The sequence below is a fragment of the Helicobacter sp. 13S00401-1 genome, from assembly GCF_002272925.1.
Classification (GTDB): Bacteria; Campylobacterota; Campylobacteria; order Campylobacterales; family Helicobacteraceae; genus Helicobacter_I.
Map to the genome: position 1 here is coordinate 38,684 of NZ_MLAR01000011.1, position 14,119 is coordinate 52,802.

Annotated in this window: 11 protein-coding genes; 2 read left to right on the forward strand and 9 right to left on the reverse strand. The window is 34.5% G+C overall.

The window, feature by feature from the left end:
* Positions 1-660: 660 nt before the first annotated feature.
* The 8 genes from BKH43_RS06440 to BKH43_RS06475 all read right to left on the reverse strand — a co-directional run bounded on the left by BKH43_RS06440 (position 661) and on the right by BKH43_RS06475 (position 9,721).
* Positions 661-1,434: a hypothetical protein gene (locus BKH43_RS06440; RefSeq protein ID WP_143429044.1), complete on the reverse strand. Its 774-nt coding sequence runs from the start codon at positions 1,432-1,434 to the stop codon at positions 661-663.
* Positions 1,435-2,212: 778 nt separating this feature from the next.
* Positions 2,213-3,505 (reverse strand): AAA family ATPase, encoded by a 1,293-nt coding sequence (locus tag BKH43_RS06445; RefSeq protein WP_095229792.1) that lies wholly within the window; start codon positions 3,503-3,505, stop codon positions 2,213-2,215.
* A gap of 92 nt (positions 3,506-3,597) precedes the next feature.
* A complete protein-coding gene (locus BKH43_RS06450; RefSeq protein WP_095229794.1) occupies positions 3,598-4,158 on the reverse strand; it encodes a flagellar FLiS export co-chaperone in 561 nt (186 codons plus the stop codon).
* 67 nt (positions 4,159-4,225) lie between these two features.
* Complete coding sequence (locus BKH43_RS06455) at positions 4,226-4,957, reverse strand: hypothetical protein (RefSeq protein WP_095229796.1); 732 nt, start codon at positions 4,955-4,957, stop codon at positions 4,226-4,228.
* Positions 4,954-6,456, reverse strand: coding sequence for an ATPase, T2SS/T4P/T4SS family (locus BKH43_RS06460; protein WP_095229798.1), 1,503 nt, complete (start codon positions 6,454-6,456; stop codon positions 4,954-4,956). The genes BKH43_RS06455 and BKH43_RS06460 overlap by 4 nt, the downstream gene beginning before the upstream one ends.
* A gap of 11 nt (positions 6,457-6,467) precedes the next feature.
* Entirely contained in the window at positions 6,468-7,091 is a 624-nt protein-coding gene (thyX, locus tag BKH43_RS06465; RefSeq protein WP_095229812.1) for an FAD-dependent thymidylate synthase, read from the reverse strand.
* Positions 7,092-7,116: 25 nt separating this feature from the next.
* Positions 7,117-8,739, reverse strand: coding sequence for an ATP-binding cassette domain-containing protein (locus tag BKH43_RS06470; RefSeq protein WP_095229800.1), 1,623 nt, complete (start codon positions 8,737-8,739; stop codon positions 7,117-7,119).
* Positions 8,740-8,995: 256 nt separating this feature from the next.
* Positions 8,996-9,721 (reverse strand): pirin family protein, encoded by a 726-nt coding sequence (locus BKH43_RS06475; protein ID WP_095229802.1) that lies wholly within the window; start codon positions 9,719-9,721, stop codon positions 8,996-8,998.
* 661 nt (positions 9,722-10,382) lie between these two features.
* Between BKH43_RS06475 and nrfH the strand changes: the two genes are divergently transcribed.
* Both nrfH and BKH43_RS06485 read left to right on the forward strand, forming a co-directional pair.
* Positions 10,383-10,841 carry a cytochrome c nitrite reductase small subunit gene (nrfH, locus tag BKH43_RS06480; RefSeq protein ID WP_095229814.1) on the forward strand — a complete coding sequence of 153 codons (459 nt, stop codon included), beginning with the start codon at positions 10,383-10,385 and terminating at the stop codon, positions 10,839-10,841.
* A gap of 68 nt (positions 10,842-10,909) precedes the next feature.
* Positions 10,910-12,766 (forward strand): ammonia-forming cytochrome c nitrite reductase subunit c552, encoded by a 1,857-nt coding sequence (locus BKH43_RS06485; RefSeq protein ID WP_095229804.1) that lies wholly within the window; start codon positions 10,910-10,912, stop codon positions 12,764-12,766.
* A gap of 940 nt (positions 12,767-13,706) precedes the next feature.
* Here BKH43_RS06485 and BKH43_RS06490 read toward each other — a convergent pair.
* The coding region (locus BKH43_RS06490; protein WP_253248067.1) for a methyl-accepting chemotaxis protein at positions 13,707-14,119 on the reverse strand (413 nt) is incomplete at its 5' end.

Here is a 14,119-nt window from a genome sequence, read left to right on the forward strand (position 1 = left end):
ACTGAGTAATATGAGAATGTAACAACAATTTTTATTGTATAAATTCTCATATTACTATGATTATTGCTATTACTTTCGCTAATGTTGATTGGATGTAATAATTAAGTAAAATTTAACATTAAATAGACAATATACAAACATCAAAACTTTCTTGCACAACTTCTTGCTAGTTTGCCCATATCAAGTGCGAAGATGGCTAAAAGCTAAACTTAGCTTTAATATAAATAAGTAGTGATAGATTTTACTTTTTTAAGATTATATAAGGCTGCAAGTTCTACTTACTTACTACGCACTTAGGGTCCGCACTAACATAGATATCAGATATTTCTTTCCCTTCTATTTTTCTTAAAACAGCCAAAGAGTGAAAAAAAGGGGGGAGGAGACCCTATCTTGAGCAAAGCCCTCCCCTTATCCCTCTAAGTTTTTATTTTATAAATATTTACCCAGTAGTCTCTCACACGCTTGTTTTTGCTAGTACAAAAACCCAAAAGCAAGAGTGCCTTTGACTTAAAAAATATAACTACTAGAAACTTAATTATATATAGATAGTTGCCCGTTAAAAATCACACATCTATACACGATAACATTTAATAGCCATTGCAAAAACAAGCTAAAAACCACTAGTGATAATTAGACATTAAAAACCTATATTAATACTTTTTAAAACACATGCGTATAGCCAAAGGTGAATATATAATTTTGCAATACAACAGAGCCTGCATCTATAGAATTTCCAGAAGTTTGTATTACATAATTTGCTGAGGTAGGTGATACTACAGTCACACCAAGAGCTATGATGTTCTTACCAACTTTTTTACCAGGTAGATACTCTATGCCAAAGTTACCACTATAGATATATGAGTTCCTTTTTTGTATCTGCGGAGTAGGTATGGTAATGCTAGAAGAGCTTGTGCTATCAACATTTACCCCACCACTCGCCATACTCGCACTTGAAGTAATTGCACGAACATCAAAAAGGCTTTGCACCCCAGAACCTCCTCCTACATATATCCCCCATTTCCTAGTAAAGTTATAGTAAAAGTCTAGATTGGCAAGAAGTGAATTAATCGCATATGAAGTACTAAAAGAAAAACTATCCCCTACATATAATCTCATCCCTATACTTTTAGTAAAAGCCACTTGATAACCAAGGCGTAAACCAAGTAAGTAGCCAACACCACTTCTATCTCCATCATAAAAACCATCGGAAAAAGAAAACGAAGTAGCATCATGATAAGAAAAACCTGCATCTATACCAAAAAGTACTCCACTAGTTTTAACCCTTTCCCCAGCGTAGTCATTAGCTTCTTTATCATCAACTCTATTAGCATTAACTTCACTATTATTAGCACTTGTACTAGTGTCTAGTTGGCCTAGTATGTTAAGCTCTTGTTCTTTGCAAGTAAGGGAAGTAGAATCACTCTTTGAAGGCACACATATCAAACTAAAAGCTTTTGGCTCTTGCGCACTTAAAGCACTACTGCTTAAACCTACTAATGCCGCTAAGATAATAGAACTAGCTATTACTGTTTTTTCATTTTGTACCTTTTTTATTTTGTTGTTTTATAATTTTTATGATTGCTCATAATGGTAAAGTCAAGCCAGTTGGCATAAGATATCTTTGCAAGTTTTCTAACTGCATATGACTATATGATTTAACAAAGATTAACTTTACTAACTTTATGTTTTATGAGTGCGAAATATTGTAAGCCTTTTTTTTAGATTAAAAAAAGCTTAATGTGAGATATTTTCGTATCAACTACTTATTTTTCTAGAGGTTAATAAAAATGTATTTACTTAGCAGATGCTATCTAGTGACTAGATTTGATATTTTACGCTGATAACTAGAAAGCAACTAAAACTTAGCACAACACTTCTTAACGCAATACTCTACTTTTTATAGCTTTATGGAATCTAAGTTTTTATTTATCAATTTTTACAAAAAGACTTTCTTGTAAAAATCTAGTTGTTTTTAAAAAAGCTTTGCTTTAAAGCCAAAGGGAAACTAAAGAAGGGTTACTCTCTTTTTGTTTAATTTAGAAAAAAACATATAAATTAAGTAAAAATAAAAAAATGTTGAAACATGGAATCTATAAATATCTAATTTTCACCTAGGCCCATAAAACTCTTAGCACATGACTAGGAGTATAGATTCTATAAATTTGCATAATATAAGGCATTCTCTTAAAGATAGGAGTAAGTAAGATCTACCTTAAAACAAACTATCTACATCTATAACTTCTCTACACTCTCTTAAAAACCTAACCACCCTAGCATCCATTATCACGTCTTTAGTGCTTATATCGCGCATTAAGTGTATATCTTCTTTGCGTCTAGTCCTACTTAAAGCAACATAAAGCTGTCCGTGCGCAAAGGCTCCTTTATTTATATCAATTATCACTTTATCTAAGGTCTTACCTTGTGCTTTATGTATACTTAAGGCATAGCCAAGCTGAAGTGGGAACTGAGTAAACTTGCCCATCTCTTTTTCTTTTAAAGCCCCACTACTATCTAGCTCATAACTATAGCTAGTCCACTCTTCCCTAGCAACTTTTACTATCTTGTTACCTTGTAAGATTCTAACTACTACTACATCTTCTTCTAGATCTTCTACTATGCCACTAGTGCCATTTATCCAAGTTGTAGCATTGTTTTTATTAAATATCACTAAGGCACCTACTTTTAGAGTTAAAACCTTTGGGGCTGGGGTGTTAAGACTTTGATCAAAACTACCACTAGTTTTAGAGACATAAGTCTTGCTAGGAGAGCTTAAAAGAGCTAGCCTTTTTTCATTAACCTCATCTACCACTTTATTATAAGGGGTTATAAGGAGGGCAGATTCTAAGATAGAGCTATCTTTAATCTTGCAAGTATTAAAGTAGCTTACTGCACTTTGTAAGTTTATAGCATCCCTTATTTTGATAAGGTTTTCTAATAAGCCCTCATCTTCTTGCCTATAAACCTTGCTTAACTCTATAGTTTTAAATCTACCTTCTTTAAAAGCTTGCGAGTCAAAAAAGTAAGCCCTTCTGCTTCCATAAAACTGCTCACATATCTCATAGGTGTTAGACTTAATGACTGGAGGCAACTGACAAAGATCTCCAACTAATAGCATCTGGATTCCACCAAAGGGTTTAGAGCTAGACTTTGCTTGCTTGCATAATAAGTCTATGATATCAAGCATATCAGCCCTAACCATAGATATCTCATCTATAACTATTAAATCAATCTTAGCAAGCATACTTTTTAGTCTTTTTCTAGGTGTTTTTAATATCTCATCAAAAACAAAAAAGTCACTTAAAGGAAGTTTGAAAAATGAATGCAAGCTAACACCATCTATATTTAGTGCTGCTACTGCTGTTGGAGATGTAAGGGCTAGCCTCTTATTAGAGTTAGTTTTTAAGTAGTGTATGAAAGTAGACTTACCACTCCCTGCTTGGCCTTGCAAAAAGATGTTTTGTCTACTGTACTCCACCTCATTAAAAAGTGCTTTTAAGTCTGGCATCTTAAACCTTTGTTTTTATTATAGATTCTATCTTCATAGCGTCTTTTTTAAGATTGCAAGACTAGACTTTAGCTAAGTGTTAGTTTTATGTTCTATCTACCTTGAAAGATTTTTAGTATATCAGCAGCGCTTACATTAGCTGAAGCCATGTCACTAGATTCCATAGAATCTAACTCGCTTAAAGTTCTAATAGAGTTCATGCACACACTTATCTCATCTTTCTTACTAGCTATATAAGCACTTAGAGTTTTAAAGTTTTTAGCTTCTAGTAAAGGAAGGGGGCTATCCATCTCAAAACTTATCTCTACGCCACTTAAAGAGGCATTTAAGTTAGCATCAAAAAGTTCTTTATCTACAAATCTAGCACTTGTTATAAGCTCGCGTGCTTGATTTAAAAGTAGCTCACTAGTACTACTAGAGCTAGTTTCAAAAGGCGCTCTATCTTCAAAACCAAATTCCATCTTTGAGACTATAGTTTGAAGCTTATTAAGCTTAGATCTAAGCACTTGTAGGCAGCCTACTAGCTCATTTATCGCCTTCATACCTTCTCCAAAGCGATAGGTACTAACCTTACTAGGCATAGAATCTTTTAAGTTGATATCTGTATCTAGCCCATCTAAGTGCTTCTTTAAAGTCTGCAGCATCTTGTCCATATTAAGCCTTTATCTTGAAATGTAGTATTTTCAAGCAAAGAACATGCCAAAGGAGTTTTAAAGACTTTTAAAAGAGGTAGGAGTAGCCTATACTACCTGAGTAATCAAGGGCTGTAGTGCTTACAAAGCTGTTTTCAACTGGAAGCAGCTTTACTAAAAACTCGATTCTATGTTTATACGCTAAAGTAAAACTTATACCACCTTGAACTATAACTCCGTTTCTAAAAAGAGTGACGTGGTTTTGTGTATCTTTGTGATAGAGGGTTGCTAGTCCAAAGCCAGTGATTATCCCTACATAATAGCTATATGCATTATCTAACCTAAAGTCAGTAAAAAAGTCTAGGCCAAGACTAGCTGAGACTGTGTAGCCAGAGTGTATGGCAGCGTTATTTATAAAAGCTATGTTGTGTAAAGCACCTTCAGCCTTAAGATAGCCTCTAACTCCTATAGCGTCATTTAGATAGGTTATAACCCCTCCATAAACTCCAAGTGCTATAGGATAGTTAGTCTCTTTGGAATCTACAGGCTGAAAAGGAAAAGTTCCTATAGAGACACCTATAAAACGCCCACTTCTTTTCATGATGCTAACTTTAGCATTTATAAACTCCGACTTTAAATCAACCCCTTTACTACTAGATTCTAAAGGAACATAGTCTTTAGGGTTCATAACAAGATCATCATAGGAGTGGGAGTTATCTCCAAAGTTTATATCATTACCTCCCATATTACTCCCTTCTGCATAAAGCAAAGGAAGACTAAAAGAAAAGGTAAAAAAGACTATAAAGTAAAGCTTTTTCATATAAGACTTTCTCCTTTAGTTATGATACCTTTTTTAAAAAGCTCGTGTGCTTGGACTTCAAGTGAAGGGATATCACTAGTTTGAAAAAAGTTTTCTAGCAAACTAACACTATCCATTATGGAATCTAAAGAGGGGGTAAAAGGAAGATATTCATTTATAAGTTTTCTTTTACCTAGCCCACTAAAATAACAGCTTATACAGCCTCTTCCATCACACTCTAAACACTTAGTCATTAGTAGTCTTTGAGATATAAAAAGCCTTAAAGTTGCTTTTAAGACATGCTTTTTAGCCCCAAGGTTCCTAAGTCTTTGTATGATGCTAAAAACTGAGCTTGAGTGAATGCTTGCTAAGACTAGATGCCCACTTAAAGCTGCCATCAAAGCTAGAGCAAGCGTTTCTTTATCCCTTATCTCGCCTATCATTATCACATCAGGATCTTGACGAAGTACATATTTCAAAGCTACTTCAAAGCCAAAGTTTTCTTTAACTTCACACTGAGAGATGCCTTCTATGTCTTTTTCTACTGGATCTTCTATAGTTACTATCTTTTTAGCTCCTTTATTAATATGCTCTAAGCAAGTATAAAGTGTCGTAGTTTTTCCACTTCCAGTTGGACCACTTATAAGTATAAGCCCAGACTTTGCTTCTAAACTATCTTTAAGCAAGTTTATAAACTTAGCATCTAAACCTAAGTCTTTAAAAGTAAAGCTCTTAGTTTTTAAGCTAGGCAGTCTTAAGACTATAGATTCTCCTTCTTTAAGGAAGAGAAAAGAGCTTCTTATATCTAGGGTTTTAGAATCTACTTCTATATTAAAGTGCCCATCTAGCGCGTTAAATCTATTAGTAATATCAACATTGCTTAAAAGCTTTAGCTGCTTAGAGATACTTAAAAAGTTCCCTAACTCTAGGTTTCTAATAAAATGCAAGATTCCTTCAAGCCTTATATAAAAACTAGCTTTGCTACCTTTGGCAACTAGATGTATATCACTAGCATTTAACAAGCTTGCATAACTTAGCAAAGAAGCTATGCTTACTTCCTTGCTTTCATACTTAAACTTCAAGGCTATATTTATCTTTTTTAACATATAGTGAGAACACACACAAAAATCTATCTCATAGTCTTTAAACTTATCATTTATGCTTTGCGTGATATTAAGCTTATGGAAGTGGTTTAAAAAGTTAGGAGCTATAAGCTTAAGGTGTTTTGTCTGTGCTAAGACTTCAACTACTATGGCTGGTAAAAACTCTTGAGGCAGTATTAAGATATTAACCAGGCGTATAGAATCTATATCTATATACTCTATCCCTTCGTTTTTTAAGGCTTTAAAGATTAGGGCTTCATTATCTAGATTACTTTCTAAAAAGTGCTCTAAGTCTATGCCATCTTTACTAAGCAAATCTAAGATTAGATCCTTTTGCCTATCTTCATCTAAGAGGTTTAAAAAAGGAGTTAAGTTAGTGTAGGGATTGGCTTCATAAAGGAGGGGTTGGCTTTTCATCTATTTGTTTTTTAATCTTTTGCTAGATAGTCTACAAAAAGATACTTATGCTCTTCTGGCAGGGCTTCATAAATCTTAAAAGCAAGATTTCTTATCTCCCAAAGGGCATTTTTTGAAGTGCGTAACTCTAAAAAGTTTTGCAAACTTCTAGCATTTATACTCCAAACTAAACTAGTCTTATAACACTCTGGCAAAGAGTACTTAGCTATGTCATTAGGAAGACCAGAATCTAAAAGCTTCTTAATGTTTTCTAAAGCTTCTAGGCTGGCTTTATCTATCTCAGGATTATTTGTTAAAACTATATACTTAGTTGCCCTCTCTAAGCCATCTTTAGAATCTAAAAAGCCTTCTTCTTTTCTTAGCTCTTTTAAAGTGTATCTTGTAGACTTTACGCTAAGATTAGCCATACGGTGGCGTGCTAACTCTTGCAAGCAAGCACGACTTATACCTTTAATGTCAAAGTTATAAACTAGATGTTCTAGAGTTGATTTATGTTTGTTGACATTGCCTACTCTATAAATTAGTGCCTTGTCATTTTCCCCGCCATTATCACTTTTAGCGTGGCTTTCCCAACAAGTGCGTATAGCGTGAGAACACACACTTAAGGGGGTATGATGAAGCAAGGTTATATTTATAGAATCTATGCTTTTTGCTTCCATCTTATCTGCCTCCTTTAAGATCTTGCCCCTTAGATTCTAAGTACTCTTCATAGCTTCCTTTAAAGTCTATGACTTTTACTCCATTAGGAGTTGGCTCTAACTCTATGATGCGGTTTGCATAAGCGCTAATTAACTCCCTATCGTGGCTTACACATATAACATTACCACTAAACTTATAAAGCCCTTCACCTAAAGCTATGATAGCTTCTAAGTCAAGATGGTTAGTTGGCTCATCTAGCACTAAAAAATTCCCTCCTGCTAGCATAAGTTGAGATATAACCATGCGATGTTTTTCGCCTCCACTAAGTTGGCTTACTTTTTTCTCTTGCTCAGGTCCACTAAAAAGCATACGTCCTAAAGCGCTTCTTATCTCATTAGAATCCATTTTTTTATCAAAGCTTCTTAGCCACTCATACAAGGTCTCTTCGCTTTTTATGCTCTCACTTACATTTTGTGGAAAGTAGCCTTTTTCTATGGTAGCTCCCCACTTAACAGTGCCACTTTTTGGCTTTAAGTCTTCTACTAAAAGACGACACAAAGTAGTCTTACCAACGCCATTTGGGCCAATCAATGCCACTTTTTCACCAGGTAAAAACTTTAGACTTAGGTTTTCTATAAGCTTAGAATCGTTATAGCTAAAGGTTAGATTTTCGCACTCTAGGGCTTCATTACCTATACTTCTTTTTGGTTTAAAAACGATACTTGGATCGCGACGACTTGAGATTTTGAGTGCTTCTATGTTTAGCTTATCAAGTTGTTTTTGGCGTGATGTTGCTTGCTTGGCCTTAGAAGCATTAGCACTAAAGCGTGCTATAAAGCTTTCTAGCTCTTCTTTTTCTTTTAGCTTTTTATTACGCTCAGCATCTTGCTGCTTTGCTATTAAAGTAGATTCTATATACCAGTCATCATAGTTTCCACTAAACTCACGTACATTTCCAAAGTCCATATCTAAGATATTAGTACAGACTGAATTTAAAAAGTGCCTATCATGGCTTATAACTATCATAGTACCCTCATGACGTTTTAGATGCTCTTCAAGCCAGTTGATAGAAGGCAAATCAAGGTTGTTAGTAGGCTCATCTAAAAGCAAAATCTCAGGCTTATAAAAAAGTACTTGTGCTAGTAAAATCTTAAACTTCTCACTACTTGTAATTGAACTCATCAAGTCATCTTGCTTGCTAGCGGGGAATCCTAAGTCTTCTAAAATCTTTTCTATAACTACTTCAACTTCATACATTGGGTCTTCTTCAGCATAAATCATCTCTAACTCAGCTAAGCGCTCATTTACCTTATCATCGCTTAAATCACCCTCTGCATAAAGTCTCTCTTTTTCTTTCATACACTCATAAAGCCTCTTATTGCCTATTAAAACAGCATCTTTTAAGCTTAAGTCTTCATAAGCGTACTGATCTTGCTTTAACACGCCTAAACGAAGGCCATTATTTATAACTATATCCCCACTACTTGCTTCTAGCTCGTTTGAAAGGATTTTTAAAAATGTAGATTTCCCAGCGCCATTAGCCCCTATAAGGCCATACCTTTTTCCAGAATCTAATTTTATATTTACACCTTCAAAAAGCTTTTTTGTGGCATATCTCATTGATAGATTAATAGTTTGTAGCATTTGCGTCCTTAGGTTTAAACTAGCCTTAGAATCTAGTTTCTATAATGTTTTAGTTATATTACTATGTCAAAAGGCTTTTTTATAAAAGATTGATAAAAATCTTTTTCTTGTGCTTATAAAGCATCATATAGCATAGGCAAGATTACTTTTTGCAAGGTTAACTAGCTTTTATTCCAGCACTGAAACAAAGCAAAAATGCCACAGGCCTTAAAAAATTATAATTATTGGAAGTTTTGTTGTCATGGATGAGTGCTTGTTAAAAATAATCTACATCACTTACAGCACTAGCCATTTCTATAAACAAAAAATGAGAGTTAGCCAAGGCTTTAAAGCTTAAGGTTAACTCATCTGTGATTTTTACTGCGTCATATTTACTTACTTCCATATTATTTATAAGCATAACTCCTTCTATCATAACAAGATAGATTTGGCGCTTTTCTTGTAACTCAAAGCTAAGCGTAGCGTTTTCTTCTAGCAAGCTTGCATAAATGTTTGCATCTTGATTTATCTTAACACTTGCACTTCCACTAAGAGGCGAAACTATATGCTTTATGGTATTTACAAAGTCTTTTTTTTCATACTTAAAAGAGCCGTAATTTGGAGTTAAGTTATTCTTATCTGGATAAATCCAGATTTGTAAAAATCTTAAATACAAACTTTCACTATCATTTTTCTCAGAGTGAGTTACCCCAGTGCCTGCACTCATATACTGCACATTATGCGCATCTAAGGTCTCTTTGTTTTTCATAGAATCTTTATGCGTTAACTCTCCTTCAACCACATAACTTACTATCTCCATATCTTTGTGAGAGTGAGTTTCAAAGCCTGTTTGTGGAGCCACTATGTCATCATTTAACACGCGTAATACACCAAAGTGTATATTTTTAGAGTCATAGTACTCAGCAAAAGAAAAGTGAAAGCGACTTGTAAGCCAACCACGACTTGCAACATGCATCACATCTTTATCTATCTTTTCTAGCATGTTTTTTAGCCTTATTAAGTTCTTTTTTAGTAGATAAAAATTATATCGCTTAAGTTTGTAAGCTTTATGTGAGAAGTATAAAAACTTAAACAGAATCTAAAAAGGCTTTAAGCCTAAAACTTCTTATCTTTAATATCTATCTATAAATATATAAAAGTATGAGTTTATTTTACTACTATTAAAATATAGCCTTTTATAGGTTACTAAAAAGGCTATCTAGCATCACCATCATAGAAAAACTTTAGATTTTAAAGCCTTGAATGTCCTTGCTAGATAAGTTAGAAGTTAGATCTTCAAAAAGCTATTAATAATACTTATCACCTACTAAAATTTACTATTTATTAATAAAAATTTATATTTTCTTAACAAAATATTCATAATTTGATCAAAATCACACTACATTTACAAGAAAAAACATTACAATCATTTAATCTTTATTTACTTTTGCATAACTTACAAAAGTATAGAGATAGCTCAATATATGAAGGAAAAACTAACTTAGGTCAAAAACTAAGACTTACAACACCAACTCTTAATAAGTAAAGGGAGAAAAAGGTGCGTTTCACCAAGCAAAGGGGGCAAAAAAGAAGTGGAAAAGCCAGATAAACAAAACAAAAATAGAGATGATGAAGAAAAAAGCTTTTATACCTACACTAAGTGGCTGCCCATTATAGTGGGTATAGCCTTAGTGGTGGTGATACTACAAGGAAGCTATACCTTTTATAACGCCAAAGGCTTTAGCTATCTAAGTAGTGATTCTAAAGCTTGCAATAACTGCCATGTTATGAATGACGTCTATAGCGACTGGCTAAAAAGTCCTCATGCAAAACATGCTAAGTGTATAGATTGTCACTTGCCTCATGATTTTGTAGGCAAGTGGATGGCAAAGGCTAAAAGTGGTGTAGGGCACGCTTATGAGTTTACATTTAACGACAACTTGCCACCTAATCTAAGTGCAAGTGAGAACACAAAAAAAGTAGTTCAAGCTAACTGCATAGCCTGTCACATGCCTTATGCAAGTAATGCAGTAAATCCAACTTTAAAAAACCATCCTAATAATGGAGATGCTTTAAACTGCGTCTCTTGTCATGCAGGCATGGGTCATAAAAGGGGATTTTAAAATGGGAAGGGAAAAATATTTGCAAACAACAAAGCTCAAAATAAGTTTAATTTCACAAAGGAGAGAAAATGCAAGGAGATAGGATAAAAGGCAAAAAGTGGATATGGTGGGTAGTCTTAGTTATCATCATAATTATAATCATAGCCATAGCATGGTTTAATCACAGTATAAACTCTAAAAAACAAGAAGAGGCAGCAAAGTTGCGTGCTCAAACAAGTGTTACTTCAACAGTAAGCTTAAGCGATGATGACCCGCGCTTTACAACTTGGGGTAAACTTTTCCCTAGCTATCTTGATATGTATCTAAGTGTGACTAAAAAAGATCCCAACTATACAGACTATGGTGGCAATATAAGCTATAGCAAGCTTATGAGATATCCACAGCTTACTCAAATCTGGGCGGGATACACCTTTGCAGTAGATTTCAATGAAGATAGAGGTCACTACTACGCACAAATCGATCAAATGGAAACAGGGCGTAATCATAAAGACTTAATAAACTCTCACGGCCTAAAAGGCTTTGGTGGTCAACCAGCAGCTTGTATGCAATGCCACAGTGGATGGATGCCTTGGCTTTATAAAAATGTAGCAAAAGGCGACTTTGCCGTATTTAGCTCAACAGACTACTGGACTATGATAAAAAATGTCCCTGTTATGAAAGATCAAAGTGCAGAAGCCCACGTTAGCCCACATGGTGGAACTAAGATGGGTATAACTTGTTCTGACTGTCATAATCCAAATGATATGGGCTTAAGGATCACAAGACCAGCAGCCATAAAAGGCTACATGGCTAGAGGTTATCAACCTGATAAAGACTATGGTATAAAAGCTACAAGAGCAGAGATGAGAACTTTAGTTTGTACTCAGTGCCACGTTGAATACTACTTTAAACCAGTTGGACACAAAGTTACAGTTATGGGAGAAAGCATAGCCCAAGATGGCAAGTCAAAATGGTGGAATGGCACTCAAAAAACAGTAGATGAAATAGATATTTGGAGGGATGGAAACCATGCTACTACTAAAGAAGTAAACGGTATAGAGCTTACTTATCCATGGACTTTTTGGCCTAAAGGTAAGCCTTTTAGGATAGAGATGTTAGATAAGTATTATGATTCTGTAAGAGATATTTTCCCTGATGACTTCACTCACGCGCTTACAAAAGCACCTATCTTAAAAATGCAACATCCTGAAGCTGAGATGTATAGTGGAAGTGTACACGCGGCTAATGGTGTAAGTTGTGCAGACTGTCACATGCCTTATATTAGACAAGGGGCCTCTAAAGTTAGTCAACATAATGTAACTTCACCACTAGATGATATGAACGCTTCTTGTAAGGCTTGTCACACTCAAAGTGTAGAGTACTTAAAAAACCAAGTCCTTAGAATCCAAACTTCTATAGGCCATGATCAAAGAGCAGCAGAGTACGCCTTAGTTAGCATGATACATGATGTTAGAGATGTAAGAGTTGAGTTAGGAAAGCTTCCAGAGTTTCAAACTGATGGCAAGGCTGATGACAAAAAGATTAGCGCTGTTTTAAAAGATGTTTTAGAACTTCATAGAAAGGCTTCTATGAGAGTAGACTTTACAGCTTCTGAAAACTCAAGTGGATTCCATAACCCTGAAGAAGCGGCTAGAATCTTACTTCAAAGCATAGATCAGTCTCGCCTAGCACAAGCAAAACTTGGCACCATAGCAGCCAAATATCATATAGCCTATACTCCTAGAAACTATAAGTTTGAAGATATACAAAAACTAAATCCAGGAATCTTAAAACTAGTAGATGATATGTATGGTGGCAAAAAAGGTGATAAGTTTCATCATAGTAAAGGTGTAGGTGATGCTCCTTCTCCTGCCTTATTACAACTTGATAAAGAAACTGATCCTTACGACTATGAAAAGTTAGATAAAGATGTAAACACCCAGTAGTCTAAATCTTACTACTTACCCTCTGCTTATATAAAAAGTTATAAGTAGAGAGGTATCATTTATAACTGTCTTTAAGTCTTATGCAAACAAAAAAAGGCTTAAAGCAGTGTTTTATTTATATCTTAGGTCTTAAAAGAAAATGCTCCTATAAGAGTTGCACTAAAAATGCCAATCTAATACATTAACCTATAAGTATAGAAACCTAAATTACTTATAGAATCTTAATTCCCAGATTCCATTCTCCCTTATTTGTTGTCTATACTTCTACTTATTTCTTATCATAAACCTAATAAACCCTATAAACCAACTTATAACCTCACACCTTAGCATGAAGGTATAAAAGTATTAAACTATCCACCTAGCTAATAATCCTACCTATCCTATTAAGATCAATCATATAGCATAGGAAGCACTACTTTTTTGCAATCTTGATTGGACATTATTCCAACACTTTCTTTTTTGCATTATTTATTATTTATGTGTTTTTTTTAATAAAAAAAAGGGGTTTAACCCCTCCTCACTCCCGCAAAGCCTGTGAAAGCGTAAGCTTCCTAGAAACAAGTTTGGTTGCTGTAAGCAACTAGGGCTTTCTTTTAAGAAAGCCTTTTTCGGCAAATAAGGGGAGGGCATCACTTTTTTCGTTTCTAGCAAAGCGTTAGCTTCCTTGAAAACGAAGTTTCCTTGAAAAAAATGGCGTAAGCACTACTGCTTACTTAATTCCATTTTTTTGCACCACGAAACAAAGCGAGAATGCCTTCGGCTTAGGAAACTATAATTATTGGAAGCTTCATTGTATATAGATAGCTGCTGGTTAAAAATAATAATTTATCTACCTAACAAATCCTACTTACTAGCCCAATAAGTCTACTTATCTATAAACCTATCTACCAATAAATCCATCAACCTATCTTCCCCCTATAAGCCTACTTAACAAGTCTCCTCACACCTTCTTCCTATTAGCATCACTCATTATCTCATCTGCTATATGAGTTACATTACTAGATATCTTAGTAGCATCATCAGCTATATTTACATTACCTTGAGTAGATTGTTCTAATAAAGATATAGCATCATTTATTTGAGTTATACCATTAGCTTGTTCTTTTATAGATTCAGCCATATCATTAATTGATTGAACTAAGATATTAGTATTAGATTCTATTTCTCCTAAAGACTTTTGAGTTCTTTCTGCTAGTTTTCTTACTTCATCTGCTACTACTGCAAATCCTCTTCCATGTTCTCCTGCACGTGCAGCTTCTATAGCTGCATTAAGAGCTAAGAGATTTATTTGATCTGCTATGTCTTTAATAATAACAGTAACACTTTTAATATCTTCAGATTGAGAGATAACTT